This is a genomic window from Bradyrhizobium sp. USDA 3262, assembly GCF_054060035.1.
Genome location: NZ_JBSSCT010000001.1, coordinates 4,811,672 through 4,829,098 on the forward strand (window position 1 = coordinate 4,811,672; position 17,427 = coordinate 4,829,098).

The 17,427-nt window shown below is 65.3% G+C and carries 15 protein-coding genes; 8 read left to right on the forward strand and 7 right to left on the reverse strand.

Annotated elements, in window-relative coordinates; genetic code table 11:
* Positions 1-32: 32 nt before the first annotated feature.
* Together ACVWYP_RS21960 and ACVWYP_RS21965 are read right to left on the reverse strand one after the other, a co-directional pair.
* The gene (locus ACVWYP_RS21960; protein ID WP_028344643.1) at positions 33-1,196 is read right to left on the reverse strand and encodes a TAXI family TRAP transporter solute-binding subunit; all 1,164 of its coding nucleotides are present in this window, start codon (positions 1,194-1,196) and stop codon (positions 33-35) included.
* Between the two features lie 153 nt (positions 1,197-1,349).
* Complete coding sequence (locus ACVWYP_RS21965; RefSeq protein ID WP_304499774.1) at positions 1,350-1,571, reverse strand: acetyl-CoA carboxylase biotin carboxyl carrier protein subunit; 222 nt, start codon at positions 1,569-1,571, stop codon at positions 1,350-1,352.
* Positions 1,572-1,700: 129 nt separating this feature from the next.
* Between ACVWYP_RS21965 and ACVWYP_RS21970 the strand changes: the two genes are divergently transcribed.
* Together ACVWYP_RS21970 and ACVWYP_RS21975 are read left to right on the forward strand one after the other, a co-directional pair.
* Complete coding sequence (locus ACVWYP_RS21970) at positions 1,701-2,675, forward strand: IclR family transcriptional regulator (RefSeq protein WP_057019748.1); 975 nt, start codon at positions 1,701-1,703, stop codon at positions 2,673-2,675.
* Entirely contained in the window at positions 2,605-4,164 is a 1,560-nt protein-coding gene (locus ACVWYP_RS21975) for an acyl-CoA carboxylase subunit beta (RefSeq protein ID WP_304499775.1), read from the forward strand. The genes ACVWYP_RS21970 and ACVWYP_RS21975 overlap by 71 nt, the downstream gene beginning before the upstream one ends.
* 116 nt (positions 4,165-4,280) lie before the next feature.
* Here ACVWYP_RS21975 and ACVWYP_RS21980 read toward each other — a convergent pair whose 3' ends face one another.
* A complete protein-coding gene (locus ACVWYP_RS21980) occupies positions 4,281-5,444 on the reverse strand; it encodes a patatin-like phospholipase family protein (protein WP_304499776.1) in 1,164 nt (387 codons plus the stop codon).
* A 242-nt stretch (positions 5,445-5,686) separates the two neighbouring features.
* Here ACVWYP_RS21980 and ACVWYP_RS21985 point away from each other — a divergent pair, with 242 nt between their 5' ends.
* The 3 genes from ACVWYP_RS21985 (at position 5,687) to ACVWYP_RS21995 (ending at position 9,000) form a co-directional block, all read left to right on the forward strand.
* The gene (locus tag ACVWYP_RS21985; RefSeq protein ID WP_304499777.1) at positions 5,687-6,472 is read left to right on the forward strand and encodes an acetoacetate decarboxylase; all 786 of its coding nucleotides are present in this window, start codon (positions 5,687-5,689) and stop codon (positions 6,470-6,472) included.
* 142 nt (positions 6,473-6,614) lie between these two features.
* Complete coding sequence (locus tag ACVWYP_RS21990; protein WP_304499778.1) at positions 6,615-7,634, forward strand: transporter; 1,020 nt, start codon at positions 6,615-6,617, stop codon at positions 7,632-7,634.
* A 49-nt stretch (positions 7,635-7,683) separates the two neighbouring features.
* The gene (locus ACVWYP_RS21995; RefSeq protein WP_304500273.1) at positions 7,684-9,000 is read left to right on the forward strand and encodes a carbohydrate porin; all 1,317 of its coding nucleotides are present in this window, start codon (positions 7,684-7,686) and stop codon (positions 8,998-9,000) included.
* Positions 9,001-9,027: 27 nt separating this feature from the next.
* Here ACVWYP_RS21995 and ACVWYP_RS22000 read toward each other — a convergent pair whose 3' ends face one another.
* The 3 genes from ACVWYP_RS22000 to ACVWYP_RS22010 form a co-directional block, all read right to left on the reverse strand.
* Positions 9,028-10,332, reverse strand: a complete 1,305-nt coding sequence (locus ACVWYP_RS22000) for an MFS transporter (protein ID WP_304499779.1) — start codon at positions 10,330-10,332, stop codon at positions 9,028-9,030.
* A 216-nt stretch (positions 10,333-10,548) separates the two neighbouring features.
* Complete coding sequence (locus ACVWYP_RS22005; protein WP_304499780.1) at positions 10,549-11,745, reverse strand: acetyl-CoA C-acyltransferase; 1,197 nt, start codon at positions 11,743-11,745, stop codon at positions 10,549-10,551.
* Between the two features lie 636 nt (positions 11,746-12,381).
* The gene (locus ACVWYP_RS22010) at positions 12,382-12,549 is read right to left on the reverse strand and encodes a hypothetical protein (RefSeq protein WP_162832415.1); all 168 of its coding nucleotides are present in this window, start codon (positions 12,547-12,549) and stop codon (positions 12,382-12,384) included.
* 194 nt (positions 12,550-12,743) lie between these two features.
* Here ACVWYP_RS22010 and ACVWYP_RS22015 point away from each other — a divergent pair, with 194 nt between their 5' ends.
* The 3 genes from ACVWYP_RS22015 to ACVWYP_RS22025 all read left to right on the forward strand — a co-directional run bounded on the left by ACVWYP_RS22015 (position 12,744) and on the right by ACVWYP_RS22025 (position 16,428).
* Positions 12,744-13,388, forward strand: coding sequence for a hypothetical protein (locus tag ACVWYP_RS22015; protein ID WP_304499781.1), 645 nt, complete (start codon positions 12,744-12,746; stop codon positions 13,386-13,388).
* Positions 13,389-13,617: 229 nt separating this feature from the next.
* Complete coding sequence (locus ACVWYP_RS22020; RefSeq protein WP_304499782.1) at positions 13,618-14,874, forward strand: MFS transporter; 1,257 nt, start codon at positions 13,618-13,620, stop codon at positions 14,872-14,874.
* Positions 14,875-15,015: 141 nt separating this feature from the next.
* Positions 15,016-16,428: a sensor histidine kinase gene (locus tag ACVWYP_RS22025; RefSeq protein ID WP_304499783.1), complete on the forward strand. Its 1,413-nt coding sequence runs from the start codon at positions 15,016-15,018 to the stop codon at positions 16,426-16,428.
* A gap of 10 nt (positions 16,429-16,438) precedes the next feature.
* On the opposite strand, the gene ACVWYP_RS22030 is transcribed toward ACVWYP_RS22025, so the two are convergent.
* Complete coding sequence (locus ACVWYP_RS22030; RefSeq protein ID WP_304499784.1) at positions 16,439-17,209, reverse strand: enoyl-CoA hydratase; 771 nt, start codon at positions 17,207-17,209, stop codon at positions 16,439-16,441.
* Positions 17,210-17,427 lie beyond the last annotated feature (218 nt).

Here is a 17,427-nt window from a genome sequence, read left to right on the forward strand (position 1 = left end):
ATTAATCCGATCTCATCGCGCGTTGGCGGGCCTCACTCGAAGCCGTTGGGCATATTGGCTTTCGCAAGTGCGGCCGCGCGTGCCTTCATCCAGCCATCGAGGAAGGCCTTGTCGTCCGACGGCGGGTTCGACTTGCCGTAATCGGTCCAGGCGGCGGCCAGCACCTCCTGGCGCTTGTAAAGCGCGTTGTTGTGCGTCTCCTGATCGTCGCTCCAGTGGCCGGCTTCCTTGAGCGCCTTCACCGCACCGGGATGCACGGGGACGACCCAGTTCTTGGTCTGCCGGTCGGCGCCGAGCCCGGCGGCGCCGGGCGCCGAATCCTTGTAGGCGTCGTAGTTGACGATCATCGCCTTGGTGATCGCATAGATCTGATCGGCCGGCTGCGCGGCATAGGCGACGAAGATCGGATAGGGGTAATTGCCGAGCTGGATCGGCTTGTCCGGCGAGATGCCGGCGCCGCATGTCGCGGTTTGCGGGAAGAAGAACGAGCCGACCTTCTTCACCCGTGCCCAGCCTTCCTTGTCGTCGGCGGGCAGCGGCGGCCACATCAAGCCGCGCGGCGAGGTCTCGGCTTCCTTGGCGGGGCCGGTGATCGTGGTGCCGAAGGCGGCATCGGTGTCGTTGTTGATCAGGCCTTTCCACATCGCGCCGTAGCTCGCGAACTCCACGATCTTGACGTCCTTCTGGGTGAGGCCGCCGAACGCCAGCATCGCGAGCGAATTCTGGTTCAGCGCCGGCGAGCCGACCACGAAGCCGACGCGCTTGCCGCGAAGGTCCTTCATTTCCTTGACGCCGGCATCGGCTGCCACGCCGAGCGCGCCGCAATTGCAGTCCACCGACGACAGCATGAGCTGCAGCGGCTGTGGACCCCATTCCTTGGCGCCGAACTCGAACACGCCTTCCTGCGCGAAATAGGTACCCGATCCCATCGCCGAGGAGACCGCGCGCTTGGCGCGCAACGGCGCGAGCCGCGCGACGTCGTTGCCGGCCGGCAGCACGCGGACGTCGGTGCCGTATTTGTCCTTCATCATCTTGCCGACGCCGACCGCGATGTTGAAGCCGGCGGTGCCGGTGTCGTAGGCGGTCACCGCCATGGTCGGCGGCAGCTTGATGTCCTCGGCCGAGGCCGGCAGGGCAGCGAAGATCGAAATGCCGGCAAGAGCGGCAGGCGCGAGCGCCATCAGCCGATGGATCATAATTCCTCCCTTTGTTTCGCTGTGCGAAACTTTTCCGGGCGGGATGATTGCATCGTGATCCGGCGATGGCAACGCTACCTCCGGCGCAAGCCGGCGATTTCGGCCGCTGCATCACCGGACAGATTGTCGCGGCCGGACGGCAAGGACGGGATCTCAGGTCTCGACGATCGCGACTGGCTGGCCTTCGGCGATGACATCGTCGATCTTGACCAGAATCGACTTGATTTTGCCTGCTGCCGTCGACGTGACCGGTATTTCCATCTTCATCGCTTCGACGAACGCAATCTCGTCGCCATTGCCGATGCTGCTGCCGGTCTCGACAGGAAGCGCGCAAACACGCCCGGCAACTTCGGTCACAACCTTGATCTCTGGCATTCCACTCTCCGATACCGTCTTGCGGAAATTTCATCCGGCGAACGGCTTTTTGTTGTGGCGGCAGATTGCCTGAGGTAGCTTCTTCTGCAAGTGGAATTTTATTCCGCAGGACGGAATGGAGCCAAGCAGATGGGAAGGCGCTCGGAACGGCTTAGCAGGCAGGGAATGCTCGCCAGCGAGACAGGCGATGGCGATGTCATCCAGGTGGTGTCGCGCGCCTTCGACGTGTTGCGGTGCTTCGAGGGACACGAAGCCCGGCTCGGCAATCTCGAGATCTCGAACCGCTGCGGCCTGCCGCGTTCGACGGTGTCGCGATTGACGCACACGCTGACGCGGATGGGACAGCTGGTCTATCTGCCGCGCGACCAGAAATATCGCATCGGCCCGAGCGCGGTCGCGATGAGCACCACAATGATGAAGGGGCTGCAGCTGCGCAATCTGATCCGGCTGCGCCTGCAGGATGTCGCCGATCAGTTGCCCGGCACGGTGGGCTTCGTCATCCCCGATCGCTTTCACCTAGTCTATCTGGAGTTCGCCCGCGCGGCCAACGCGCTCGGCCTGCATGAGGCCACCGGCAGCCGCATCTCGATGGCGACCACCGCCGCCGGCCATGCCTACACGGCCGCACTCGATCCCGCGGTCGGTGACGCGCTGATCGCGGAGATGGAAGGCGAGCTGCCCGACAGCGCCAAGATGCTGACGCCGCGCATCGAGGCCAACCGCCGGCATTTGCAGGAGCACGGCTACGTCGTCGCCTGCGGCCTGTGGAGCCCGCACATCAACGGCGTCGCGGTGCCGCTGTGGTCGCCGCAGTATCAGACCTATGTGGTCACCACGATCGGCCTGCTCTCGGCGATGTATGACGAGGCGCGGCTGCATCGCGAGGTCGCACCGCAAATGGTCGAACTCGCCGCCGCGCTCGGCAGCCTGCTCGAAGGCGCCGACGGCGACATCTTCAGCAATCGGATCGAGCGCAAGTCGCTTCCGGTGACCGCCCATAACAACAACAAAATCCTCAAGACGGGAGCAGTGAATGAACTGGAAGCCGGAACTCGACGACCTCGCCCGCCGCGAAGCGTTCGCGCGGGAGATGGGAGGCGTTGACAAGGTCAAGCGGCAACGCGACCAGGGCCGGCTCACGGTTCGTGAGCGCATCGACAAGCTCGTCGACCAGAGCAGCTTCCACGAGGTCGGTGCCATCTCCGGCATCGCCGAATATGACGAGAGCAACGAACTCAAGCATCTGACGCCGGCGAACTGCGTGTTCGGCCGCGCCAGGGTCGACGGCCGCACCGTGGTCGTGGTCGGCGACGACTTCACCGTGCGCGGCGGCTCGGCGGATGCATCGATTTCCGCCAAGCCGTTGATGGCGGAGGAGATGGCGCACGACTTCCGCCTGCCGATCGTGCGCGTGATCGAGGGCTCCGGCGGCGGCGGCTCGGTGAAGACGATCGAGACCAGGGGCGCGGCCAATCTTCCCGGCGGCGTCGGCGGCACGCGCTGGTACTGGTACACGACCGCCAATTTGGCGCGCGTGCCGGTGGTCGGTCTCGGGCTCGGCTCGGTCGCGGGCCTTGGTGCCGCGCGGCTCGCCGCCACGCATTACTCGGTGATGACCAAGAGCTCCGCGATGTTCGTCGCCGGCCCGCCGGTGGTGAAGCGCCTGGGGCAGGATCTGACCAAGCAGGAGCTCGGCGGCGCCGACATCCAGACTCGCGCCGGCGCGATCGATCAGGCCGTCGAGACCGAAGAGGAGGCGTTCGACTACGCGCGGCGCTTCCTGTCCTATCTGCCGTCGTCGGTCTACGATCTGCCGCCGACCGTCCCCTGCACCGACGATCCTGAACGCGCCGAGGAGTCGCTGCTCACCGCCGTGCCGCGCAACCGCCGGCAGGTCTACAAGATGCGGCCGATCATCGATGCCGTCGTCGACAAGGGCTCGTTCTTCGAGGTCGGCACCAATTTCGGCCGCCCGATCATCACCGGATTGGCGCGGATCGAGGGCCGGGCGGTGCTGCTGCTCGCCAGCGATCCCTTCCACTATGGCGGCTCGTGGACCGCGGACGCCTGCCAGAAGGTGGTGCGCTGGGTCGACTTCGCCGAGACCTTCCATCTGCCGGTGGTCTATCTGATGGACTGCCCCGGCTTCATGATCGGGCTCGAGGCGGAGAAGACGGCGACCATCCGCCACGGCGTGCGGGCGATGGCGGCGGTCAACCAGAGCACGGTGCCGTGGTGCACCATCATCATCCGCAACGCCTTCGGCGTCGCCGGCGTGGTGCATCAGCCGGCCAACCGCTTCTCGATGCGCTATGCGTGGCCGTCGGCCTATTGGGGCTCGCTGCCGCTCGAGGGCGGCATCGAGGCGGCCTATCGCGCCGAGATCGATGCGGCCGCCGATCCCGCCGCCAAGCTGCGCGAGATCGAGGATCGCCTCAACAAGCTGCGCTCGCCGTTCCGCTCGGCCGAGAAGTTCTGGGTCGAGGAGGTGATCGACCCGCGCAAGACGCGCTCGCTGCTCTGCGAGTTCGCCCGCCTCGCCGAACCGATCCGCAAGGCCGGGCCGCCGAGCAACATGTCGACGCGGCCGTAAGGCCTCTCCAGCCGTCATTGCGAGGAGCGTAGCGACGAAGCAATCCACGCTTCCGCAAGCGGTGACATGGATTGCTTCGCTTCGCTCGCAATGACGGTGAAGGAGCGACCGCGCCTCTACTCGGCTTCCCGATGCACGTCGTGGATCACGATGCCCATGCCGTTCTCGGGCATCTTGATCCATTCGCGCCGCTTCAGCGAGCGCTTGGTGTCCTCGTGCCCGCTCACCCAGTGCTCGCGCATCGAGGTGCCGGAGAATTCGTGGTCCTTGGCGTCGCCCTCATAGGCCTTCTGCTGATAGATCAGCTGCAACAGCGTGATGCCGGGCAGCCGGGCGTTCGCCTTCTTGAGCTGGCGCTCCTCGTCCGAGAGCTGATCGTCGGGGATTTTTCCCAGCGCGTTGTGCAGGGCGGTGCGCAGATTGTAGGTCTTGCGATAGACATCGGTGTTGTAGCGGGTGCGCGACGAATACATGATGTCCTTGTGCCGGGCCATCACGTCCTGGATGTCGCGCGGCAGCGCGCCGCGCGCCGAGAACAGGTCGACCTGGAACACCAGCGAGTTCATGTTGTCTTCCTGGTCGAGCAGATGCTGCAGCGGCGTGTTGGAGACGATGCCGCCGTCCCAGAAATGATCGGTGCCGACCTTCACCATCGGCAGCGCCGGCGGCAGCGCACCGCTCGCCATGATGTGCTCGGGAATGATCTCGTCATGGGCATTGTCGAAATAGATGAAGTTGCCGGACAGCACGTTCACCGCGCCGACCGCGAAGCGCATTGTCTTGGAATTGATGCGGTCGAAATCGACCAGCTCGAGCAAGGACTCGCGCAGCGGCGTGGTGTCGTAGTAGCTGGTGGCGGTACGCGCGCCGGCCAGGCTGAACCACGGATTGGTCTGATGCGGGGTGAAGAAGCCGGGCTGCCCGAGCGTCGTCGTCAGCCATGAGCTGGTGAGATTGCGCGCCTTGCGGAAGACGTCGCCGTCCGGCGTGTAGTGCCAGATCTTGCGGCTGGTGATGCGATCCCAGAATGTGTGCAGCCGCTCCAGCCGCTTTTCGGGCGGATTGCCGGCGATGATCGCCGAGTTGATTGCGCCGATCGAGACGCCGCAGACCCAGTCGGGCTCGATGTTGGATTCATGTAGCGCCTGATAGACGCCGGCCTGATAGGCGCCGAGTGCGCCGCCGCCCTGCAGGACCAGGGCCACGCGATCGCAGCCCTCGGGACGCCAGCCCGGCGTCGCGTGATCGATGTCGTCGAAATGCGGGGTTCGCGCGTCCATATCAGACACTCCAAAAATTCGCGGCGAGAATTCAGCGCGCCGATGACGCGGTGATGACAATTGCGGCGCCCACGCTCGGCGGATCCGGCATGCCTGCCTGCATGGTTAGCATTGGCCTCGGAAGCGCGACGCGGGTCACGCAAGCGCAACCGCAGGTCATGCACCTGACGGAAATCCCTCACATCGCTGTCAATCTCGGCCGTTAGCTTCCGGGCGAATTTTTCAAACAGGGGGTTATTGCGATGCGCAGGGAAGATCTGCTCAAGCTTCCGTCGATGCCGGCCGCCGGCCCGAGCTATCCTGCCGGTCCGTATCGCTTCATCGATCGCGAATTCCTTGTCATCACCTATGAGACCGATCCGGAGTTGATCCGCGCCGGCTTGCCCGAGCCGCTGGAGCCGATCGAGCAGGCGATCGTGCATTACGAATGGATCAAGATGCCCGACAGCTCCGGCTTCGGCAGCTACACCGAGTCCGGCCTCGTGATCCCCGCGCGCCTGCATGGCGAAGAGGTCAACTTCGTCTGCCAGATGTATCTCGACGATGATCCGCCGATCGCGGCCGGCCGCGAGATCTGGGGCTTTCCGAAGAAATACGCCCATCCCAAGCTCGAGATCGTCAAGGACACGCTGACCGGCACGCTGGAATATGCTGGCCAGCTCGTCGCGATGGGCACGATGGGCTACAAGCACGAGAGCATGGCGGGTAATGGCGACGTCACGCGCGCCACGCTGTCGAAGACGCAAGTTAATCTGAAGATGATCCCCGGCGTCGACGGCCATCTCGAGGTCTGCCAGCTGGTCGCGATCAACCTGACCGACATCGTCGTCAAGGGCTCCTGGATCGGACCGGGCCGGCTGCATCTTGTGCCCCACGTCAACGCACCGGTCGCCGATTTCCCGGTCAAGCGTGTTGTCGGCGCGCATCACTTCCTCGCCGATCTGACGCTGCCGTTCGGTCGCGTCGTGCACGACTACAACAAGGAGACCGCGGAGGCGGCGGCGCCGACAGGCCTGGCCGCGGAGTAGGGCGGTCGCTGACATAAAACTGTAACAGGCGCGTCCTCCTATGTTGCGACGAAGGGACGCGCTTGCTCAGCGTTGCGCGTGGGCGAGGTCTTGAACATGTCATTTCGCGCGGTTGCGTTATCGATTGCGTTGGGGGCCGGCCATGCTGGCTGATCTGCCTCCCGCTCCGGTCGGGTCGCTGCTGACCCGCGAGGCGGTCCCAGGTCTGGTCTGGGCGTTCCGCCTGCGTCACGACGGCCGCGCCGAGGCGCTTCCGATCGATGCGCCGATCGAGCCGAGCCACGACGGAAGGCTGTGGCTGCACTTCAACCTGACCGACGTCCGCACCCGGGCATGGCTCGCCAATATGCACATCCCGCAGCTCGCGCGGGACCTCTTGCTGTCGAATGACAATTTCCAGCAAATCCACGTCGTCGACAATTGCGTCTACGGCGTGTTCTCCGACCTGGTGCGGGATGTTGAAGCCGCCACCCGCGAGACCGGCTTCCTGCGCTTTGCGATGACCGAACGCCTCCTGGTCAGCGGCCGCCATCAGGCGCTCTGCTCCGCCGATGCGACGCGCCGCGTGCTCGAGGGCGGCCATCGCGTCGGCAGCGTCGCGGCGCTGCTGGAGAAGATCGTTGACGAGATCGCCGACACCATGGACCGCATGGCGGACAAGATCGGCACCGATATCGATGCGATCGAGGAGCGGGTGCTCGCCGAGGATACCGGATCCGAGCTGCGCAAGAATCTGAGCCGGATGCGCCGTACCTGCGTACGCCTGCATCGCCAGCTCGCGGGCTTGCGCGTGCTGTTCCACCGGCTCGAACAGAAGAGCACCGACGATCTCAGTCCGGCGCTGCGGCTGCAGGCCGGCAAGCTCGCGCAGCGGCTCGACGGTCTCGACCACGACATCGTCGAACTGCACGAGCGCAGCCGCCTGCTGGAGGAGGAGCTGCGCTTCAAGCTCGAGGAGGAGAGCAACAAGCACCTCCACGCGTTGTCCGTCGTCACCATGATGCTGCTGCCGCCGACGCTCGTCACCGGCATCTTCGGCATGAACACCAAGGGATTGCCGCTGACCGATGTCGACAGCGGATTTCTGGTCGCCGCAGGCCTGTTGGCCGGGTCGGCGCTGCTGGCCTATCTGCTGATGCGGCGGCTCGGCATCGTCAAATAGCGCGATTCGCACCGCGGCATTCCCGATGTGCAGAGTTCTTTCCCGCGCGATGTTGGTGGCCGCGGCCCTCGCGCTCGGCGCGCCGGTGCATGCGGAGGACAAGCCCGTGGCCGACCGGATTGCGGATACGCGTGCTGCGCTCGAGGAGGCCGGCTACCAGTTCAGCCTGACCTATATTGGGGAGGGGTTTTCCAACGTCTCCGGCGGCGTCAGCAACGGCGCGGCCTATACCGGCCGCCTCGATCTCGGCACCACCATCGACCTCGAGAAGGCGATGGGCTGGAGCCGCGCGACCTTCCACGCCAACATGTACCAGATCCACGGCGACGGGCTGTCGCGGAGCTATGTCGGCAACCTGTTCCTGGTGTCCGGCGTCGAGTCGCTGCCGGCGACGCGGCTTTATGAATTCTGGATCGAGCAGAAGCTGCTCGGCGGCAAACTCTCGGTGCGCGTCGGCCAGCAGGGCTCGGACGTCGAGTTCATCGACAGCCAGTACGACGACATCTTCATCAATTCGGCGCTGGGCTGGCCGGGCATTGTCGGCACCATTCTGCCGGCCGGCGGACCGTCGCCGCCACTTGCCGTGCCCGGCATCCGGTTCAAGGCCAATCTGTCCGACCGCATCACCGCCTATCTGGCGCTGTTCGACGGTTCGGCTTCGCCGCCGCAGGGGACGGACGATCCGCAGATCTTGAACGCCCACGGGCTGAATTTTCGCGTGAACGATCCGCCGTGGTGGATCGGCCAGCTCAAATACAAGTTCGAGATCGGCGAGAGCAGGCTGCCGGCGACCATCACCGGCGGCGCCTGGTATCACATGGGCTCGTTCGCCGACCAGCGCTTCTCGGCCGACGGGCTGTCGCTCGCCGATCCCGACAGCTCCGGCGACACGCGATGGCTGCGGCGGGACAACGGCATCTTCATGGTCTACGAGCAGCTGCTCGCGCGCGCCAGGCCGGACGCAGACAAGGGCGTCGCGTTCTTCATGCGCGCTTCGGTCAGCCCGTCGGACCGCAATCTGATCAGCACCTATGTCGACGGCGGCTTCCTGTTCACCGGCTTCAGCGAGACGTATCCGGACGATCGATTCGGCATCGCCGCGATCTATGCCAGGATTTCGGACGCCGCGCGCGCGCTCGACCGCGACACCCAGATCTTCACGGGTACGCCGTATCCGATCCGCGACTACGAGGCGATCCTCGAGATCACCTACCAGCACGTGGTGAACCCGAATTTCACCATGCAGCCGATGTTTCAATACATCGCCCATCCCGGCGGCGGCGCCGTCGATCCCAACGATCCGACGCAAACGCATCGGATCAAGGACAGCGTGGTGTTCGGGATGCGCACCATCCTGTCGTACTGACCGGCGCTCGTCGCGCAGGCAGCAGCCTCAGGCCGCGACCGGCTTCGGCTCCGCCACCGATTTCGGCTGCGGCCGCGCGATCGCGAGCGCGATCAGCGCGGCAAAGATGCACAGCGCACCGGCAATGAAGAACGCCGGCAGGTAGCTTTGATAGATCGTGCGCGACAGCCCGGCGCCGAACGCGGCGGCGCCTGCGCCGAGCTGGTGGCCGGCGAAGATCCATCCGAACACCAGATTGGCGCGCTCGGCGCCGAAGCGCTGCGCGGTGAGCCGCACCGTCGGCGGCACCGTCGCGATCCAGTCGAGGCCATAGAACATCGCGAACAGCGACAACCCGTAGAATGTGAAGTCGGAGAACGGCAGGAACAGCAGCGACAGCCCGCGCAGGCCGTAGTACCAGAACAGCAGATAGCGGTTGTCGTAGCGGTCCGACAGCCAACCCGAGACGATGGTGCCGAAGAAATCGAAGATCCCCATCGCGGCGAGCAGGCTTGCCGCCTGCACCTGCGGGATGCCGTAGTCGAGGCACATCGGGATCAAATGAACCTGGACCAGGCCGTTGGTCGAGGCGCCGCAGACGAAGAAGGTCGCGAACAGGATCCAGAACACCGACGACTTCGCGGAGTCGCGCAGCGTGCCCAGCGCGGCGGCCACGATCGGTGCATTGGCCGGCGGCGGCGCGGGAAGCGGCGCGGTGCCCTCGTCGCCGAACGGACGCAGGCCGACGTCGCTCGGCCGGTCGCGCATCACCATCAGCACGGCAAAGGCGGCGACGCCGAGCATGACGCAGACCAGCCCGAGCGCGACGCGCCAGCCGTAGCGCTCGGTCAGCGTCGCGAGCAGCGGCAGGAAGGCCAGTTGGCCCGTCGCGACGCTCGCGGTGAGGATGCCGACCACGAGGCCGCGCCGCGCCACGAACCAGCGCGCCGCGATCGTCGCCCCGAGCACCAGCGCGGTCATCCCGGTGCCGATGCCGATCACGACGCCCCACAGCAGGATGAGCTGCCAGACCTGGGTCATGGCGAGCGAGGCCAATAGTCCGGCGACCACGATCAGCTGCGCCGCCAGCGTCACGTTGCGCAGGCCGTAGCGGTTCATCAGCGCGGCGGCGAACGGCGCCATCAGCCCGAACAGGATGAAGCGGATCGACAGCGCGGAGGAAATCTCGGCGGTGGACCAGCCGAACTCCTTCTGCAGCGGCACGATGAACACGCCGGGCGCGCCGACGGTGCCGGCCGAGATCAGCGCGGCCAGGAAGGTCACGGCGACCATCACCCAGCCGTAATGGATGTTGCGGCGGGCGAGGGTGGAAGCAAGCCAGTTCGAGATCATTGTGTTCCAGATCGATTGCGGTGAAAGCTTTGCGTGATGCGCAATATGGCACGGGGCAGCCATGGCTAAAATGCCATAGTTCCCTCGTTTTAGGACTCTGTATAACCTCATCCTGAGGAGCCCGCAGAGCGGGCGTCTCGAAGGATGCAGGCCGGGAACCGGGCCTCATGGTTCGAGACGTGCTTCGCACTCCTCACCATGAGGGCAGGCAGTGGATCAGCGCGCGACCCGCTCCACGGCGATGGCGGTGGCTTCGCCGCCGCCGATGCACAGCGCGGCAACGCCGCGCTTCAGGTTCTGCGCCTCCAGCGCGTGCAGCAGCGTCACGATCAGCCGTGCGCCGGTGGCGCCGATCGGATGGCCGAGCGCGCAGGCGCCGCCGTTGATGTTCAGCCTGTCCCTGGGAATGCCGAGGTCGCGCTGCGCCGCCATCGCGACTACCGCAAACGCCTCGTTGATCTCGAACAGGTCGACATCGCCGACGCTCCAGCCGACCTTGTCGAGCAGTTTTCTGATCGCCGGGATCGGCGCTGTCGTGAACCACTGCGGCTCCTGGCTGTGGGTGGCGTGGCCCTTGATCTCGGCCAGAACCGGCAGTCCATCGCGATCGGCGAGCGAGCGCCGGCTGAGGATCAGCGCCGCGGCGCCGTCGGCATTGGCGGAGGAGGCGGCCGGCGTGATGGTGCCGCCGGCGCGGAATGCCGGCTTCAGGCCGGGGATTTTCGCCGGATCGACCTTCAGCGGGTGCTCATCATTGGCGACGATCCGCGGGCCGGCCTTCTCGGCGAGCGTGATCGGCGCGATCTCGGCCTTGAAGGCGCCGCCCTCGACCGCCTTGCGGGCACGGCTCAGCGTCTCCATCGCGAACGCGTCCTGGTCGGCGCGGGTGAACTGATAGGCCTCCGCGGTCGCCTCGCCGAAATCGCCCATCGAGCGGCCGGTCTCGTAGGCGTCCTCGAGCCCGTCCATCATCATGTGGTCGATGATGCGATCGTGGCCGGCGCGATAGCCGCCGCGCGCCTTCTGCAACAGATACGGCGCATTGCTCATGCTCTCCATGCCGCCGGACAGCACGATCTCGGCCGAGCCGGCCTTGATGATGTCGTGGGCCAGCATGGTCGCCTTCATGCCGGAGCCGCAGACCTTGTTGACGGTGGTGGCGCCGGTGGCATCCGGCAGTTTGGCGCCGCGCGCGGCCTGGCGGGCAGGGGCCTGGCCCTGGCCGGCGGGCAGCACGTTGCCCATGAACACCTCGTCGATGCGTTCGGGCGCGAGTCTTGCGCGCTCCAGCGCCGCCCCGATCACATGCGAGCCGAGCTTGTGCGCCGGCAGCGGCGCGAGCTCGCCCATGAAGCGGGCGAGCGGGGTGCGGGCGGCGGAGAGGATGACGACGGGATCGGTGCTGGTTGCCATGGCAGGAGTCCCTTTTTATGTCGGGGATTTGATTGAATTATTGTCATCATATGATGCAATGCAAAAAATGCAACTGTGGCTGTCATGACAAAATGTCGTGTTCGCATGAGTTTGGGGCTGGGATGCTCCACAATCACCAGTGTCGTCCTGGCGAAAGCCAGGACCCATAACCACCGCCTTCAGTGATGAACCGGATCGTGGCCCCGGCGCCGCGCAGCAATGGAGATTTGGGCAATGGGTCCTGGCTTTCGCCGGGACGACGATGAGGATGGTCCTCGATTCATGATGACACCAGGGAGAATGAGAGCACGCGAGTCTCCACCGGTGTCGTCGCTGCGAAAGCAGGGACCCATACGCCGCGGCGGAGCTTGTTGAAGAGACTCGTCGTTCCAACATCGCGCAACCATCAACATCGGTGGTTATGGGTCCCTGCTTTCGCAGGGACGACACCGAGTGTTTGGCGCCCCTTGCGAGTCACACGTCCGCATTCTCGCGGCATGAATCGCCCGAACGTACACCGAGTTTCTCTTCGGATAAGGCGAAATGCTTTTGTCGCGAGGCCTTGCGCAGTCGGGCAAATCAGTGATTGAGAATTTCGCCGGGCGGCGGCGCATCCGAGCTTGTCTGCGACCTGACCTAATCCGACCGCCAGGCGCCGAGCAGAAATCGTCGCTTCGGCGCGGAGCCCGCTTGTTTCTGCACGTCCGGCAGGTCGACGGCATGGCGCTTCATCAGCAGCCGGATTGCGATCGCGATGATCACAAAGGGCGTGAGGTAGATCGCGAAAACTTCGAAGGCGTTCATGTCGTCCTCCGCGGCTTCGGAACAGGCATGCTAGCACGATCATCGCGCGCGCGGGCAGCTAAAACTGTACCGGCGCCGCTGAGTTGGCGTTAACCGAATTCCGAACGCCGATCAATTCAAGGTTGCGGAATACGGGTCTGTTTACCGATCAGTCGCTAGGGCTGGCGGATCGTGCAATGGAAAGTCCCGCCGCAATGTCCGTGATCGCCGTCGAGCAGCCGTCCGCCCGCATTCCGCTCTCCGTCAAGATCGGCTTCAGCGCCTTCATGGCGGTCCTGGTGCCGGTGTACACCTACTGCTACGGGCCGACCAACTTCCTGTATTTCTGCGACGTCTGCCTGATCCTCACCTTGATCGGGGTCTGGACCGAGAACGCGCTGTTGATTTCGATGTGCGCCGTCGGACTCCTTGTGCCGCAAACATTTTGGGTGATCGATTTTCTCGCCCATGTCGCCGGCTACTCGCTCACCGGAATGACCGACTACATGTTCGACCAGAATCTCTCGCTGTTCCTGCGGTTCCTGTCGGGCTTCCACGGCTGGCTGCCGTTCCTGCTGCTGTTCCTGGTCTGGCGGCTCGGTTATGACCAGCGCGCGCTGATCGCCTGGAGCGTGCTGGCGTGGGCGCTGCTGCTGATCTGCTACTTTGTGATGCCGGGACCGCGGCCGGACCCGGGCATGACTCCGGTCAACATCAACTACGTCTTCGGCACCAGCGACAGGGCGGCGCAAGGCTTCGTGCCGCCGCTGGTGTGGCTGGCCGGCCTGATGATCGGCCTGCCGCTGCTCGCTTTCGTACCCACCCATTTCATGCTGCGGCGCGCCGTGCCGCCGGTGTAGGGCCTGCGATTCGCGAGGCTGCGCCATCCCGTCGCTGCGGATACCATCGCGCATGGCCGCATGCGGCGGCTTCGATTGACACCCATCGCCTCGGCGCTACGCTGCCGGAACAGGGCATTTTCCCAAGCGACTCAAGACAGATTCAAAGCGCCGCGAGCACGACCAAGAACCAAGACCCAGAAGAACAACGAAAAAGGGCAGGACACGCCGTGACACGCGTCATCGCGTCTTGAGCGGGACCCCGCGGACCTCCGCGCTCGCGCCATTTCGCATCCGCAGCTATCGCTTTCAATGGCCGTCCGATCTGCTCACCTCCTGGGCGTTCGAGGTCGAGACGCTGGTGCTCGGCTGGTACATCATGGTCGAGACCGGCTCGGTGCTGCTGCTGACCGTGCTGGCGTCGCTGCAATATGTCGGCACGCTGGTCGCGCCGGTTGTCGGTATGATCGGCGACCGTATGGGGCACCGCGATCTCCTCGCCGTGATGCGCTTTGCCTATACGGCGCTTGCCGGCACCATCATGACGCTGGCGCTGACCGGGCATCTCGCCCCGCTGAACGTCATGATCATCGTCGCGATCATGGGCGTGATCCGCCCGTCGGATCTCGGCGTGCGCGGGGCGCTGCTCGCCGACATCATGCCGCCGGAGCAACTGGTCGGCGCCATCAGCCTGGCGCGCACCACGCAGGACTCGGCGCGTATCGCGGGAGCCCTGACCGGGGCCGGATTGTTCGCGGCGCTCGGCATCGGCTATGTCTATGTCGGGATCGCCGGCTTCTATTTCGTCGCCGCCATCCTGATGCTCTGCATGAGCCGCCCGAAGTCGCATGGCACGACCGATCTCGCGGCCGACGCGCCGGGCTCAAAGCTGCTGCGCGACCTCAAGGAGGGCATCGTCTATGCCTGGAGCGGCCCGGGCATGCGCGCCGCGCTCTGCGTTGCGTTCCTCGCCAACCTCACCGCGTTTCCGCTCACCAACGGGCTCTTGCCCTATGTCGCGCGCGACATCTTCCATACCGACCAGACCGGGCTCGGCTATCTCTCGGCAAGCTTTGCGGTGGGCTCGCTGATCGGCTCGATCACGCTCAGCATGGCCGGCGGGGTACGGATCGCGCGGCTTCTGATCGGCGCGACGCTCGCCTGGTATGCCATGCTCCTGGTGTTCGTCGAGCTCCGGACCATGCCGGTCGCGATGGCCTGCCTGCTGCTCGCCGGCATCGCGCAGAGCATGTCGATGATCTCGGCCGCCGTGATGCTGATGCGCAATGCCAGCGCGCATCTGCGCGGCCGCGTCATGGGCGTGCGCATGATGGTGATCTACGGCCTGCCGCTCGGGCTGCTCGCCGCCGGCAGCCTGATCGACCTGATCGGCTACACCGCGACCGGCACGCTGCTCGCCGCAGCCGGATTCATCGCCATGCTGGCGATCGCGCTGCACTGGCGCGCCGACCTCTGGCCGACCCACGCCCCGGCGAACGCGCGGTGAGGGGCGCGGCGCGATGCCGCGCCGCGGTCGGCGATGCGCCAAAAGGACGCGACAGCGCAGGCAAGCTGTCGTAGATCATTTTCCACGCTCCCATTTCCAGTGCCAAGTTCCAGTGCCAGGCCTTTTTCGTTTGATATTGTAATGCTCCGTCTTTTGACCCGCCTTGGACTGCGCTTCGACGACATCGTCGAGGAGCGCCGATTTGTAGACCAGTACGTGCGGGGCAATATCGGCTGGACGCAGGTCGCGATGCTGCTCGGCGCCTTCACCTACGCCGGATATGCGTTCTGGGATTGGGTGCTCTATCCCGACGTCGTGGCGACCACGCTGGCGATCCGCGGCGGGGTCGCCGTGCTGGTCCTGCTGCCGCTCACCGCCTTGCTCTCGGTGCCCGCGATGAAGCCGTGGGCCGAGACGATCTTCCTCGTCTATTGCGTGATTCCAGGCTGCGTGCTGCCGAGCGTCTACCTCGTGCTGCCCTCGGGATTCACCTATGCGGCACCCGGCGTGATGATGGTGATCCTGTTCGTCTCGACCATGCTGCCGCTGCGGATCGGGCCGCTGGCGGTGTTCTGTCTCACGACATGGATTGCGCTATGCACCGCTGAATCGCTCGGGTCGGCTTTGCCGCCGGGGCTGCGCTTCATCAATCATTCCCTGGTCCTCAACGCCTTTGCGCTGTCGCTTTACGCCGTCGCCGCCCGCGAGTTCCGCGCGCGCCAGCAGTTTCGAACGGCGCAGGCGCTGAAGCAGGAAAAGGAGCGTTCGGAAGCCTCGTTGCGCGATTTGCACGCGACGCAATCGCAGCTCGTGCAGGCCGAGAAGCTGGCCTCGCTCGGGCAGCTTGTTGCCGGTGTCGCGCATGAGGTCAGCACGCCGCTTGGCCTGGCGCTGACCACGTCGACGACCATGGAGGCGGATCTTCGCGCGATGAGCGAGGCGCTGAACGGCACCGCCGTCCGGCGCTCCGACCTGACAAGGGGCATTGCACGGATCGAGAACGGCCTTCGATTGACCTCGGAAAACCTGCATCGGGCATCCGAGATGGTGCACAGCTTCAAGCAGGTCGCCATCCATCAGGCCGACGAGGAGCGTCACACGTTCGAACTCGGCGGATGGCTCTCCGATCTGATCTCAAAGCTCGGGCCGCTGTTGTCCCGTCAGGGATTGGTCGTCGAAGTCACGTGCCCGCAAGGCATCATGCTCAACAGCTATCCCGGCGCGCTGGCGCAGGTGATCAGCAACCTGGCGTTCAACGCGGCGGCGCACGCCTATCCTGATGGCGGCGGCGGACGCTTCACCATGACGGTGACGCAGCCGGATCAGGCGCTCGCCCGGATCGCTTGCGCCGACCAAGGCGTCGGCATCCGCGAGGATTTGCAGGCACGGGTGTTCGATCCGTTTTTCACCACCGGGCGGGAGCGGGGCAATATCGGGCTCGGCCTGCACATCGCGTTTAATACCGTGGTGTCGTCGCTCAGCGGGCGGATCGCGCTGGAGAGCGAGCCGGGCCGCGGCACGCTGGTCCTGATCGAGATCCCCGTCTCGAGCTGAGCGCTAGCGGCTAGCGCTTGCGATCCAAAAACCCCTGCAGCAGCCGCTGCGGCTCGCCGGTCTGGAACGACTTTCCGAACACGCCGACGCTGAGGTTGACCGATTCGGTCAGCGGCAGCTCTTCCCATTGCCGCAGCAGGTCCTTCTGGATCCGCAGCGCCTCGGGGCCGCATTCCAGCAGCGCCTTGACGGTGTGCTCGACGGCGTCGTCGAGACCGCCGGGCTTTGCCACGGTGTCGACCAGGCCCCAGGCGAGCGCGGTTTGGGCGTCGATGTTCTCCGCGGTCATCATCAGCCAGCGGGCGCGACCCCAGCCGATCAGGCGCGGCAGCAGCGCGGCGTGGATCACCGAGGGGATGCCGACGCGCACCTCGGGCATGCCGAACATCGCGTCATGTGCGGCAACGCGGACGTCGCAGGCGGCCGCGACCTCGAGGCCGCCGCCGAGGCACCAGCCGGGCAGGCGGGCGATCACCGGCGCCGGGAATTTGCGCACGGCCTCGCAGAGGTCGCGCAGCCGGCTGATGAATGCTTCAGCGGATTTCTGGTCGAGCGTCGCCATTTCCTTGATGTCGGCGCCGCCGATCATGCTGCGCTTGCTTTCGCCGGCGAGGATCACGACGCGGATGCCGCGGTCGGCGGCCAGCTGCTCAAAGCCCTCGCGCACGCCGTTGGTGACGGCTGAACTCACGATGTTCAGCTTGCCGGCGTTGCAGATCGTGAGGCGGACGACGCCTCTGGAGTCGCGGTCGATGCCGCAGTGGGGATTGAGCATGTCCATGGGTTGGTCCCGGCGCAGGAATTGATCGACAAGTCATTGCGGGATGGTGCGCAAGCACCAGACCCGGAATCTCGAGATTCCACAATTCGCAATTGCGAATTGGGGTTCGACGCTTGCGTAGCCCCGGAATGACTTGGGCCATGTCCCGGACAAAGCAGGTCGCTGTCAAGCGCCAGTCCTGCGGTTGCGCGGCGCGGTACGGACATATAGAATTATAT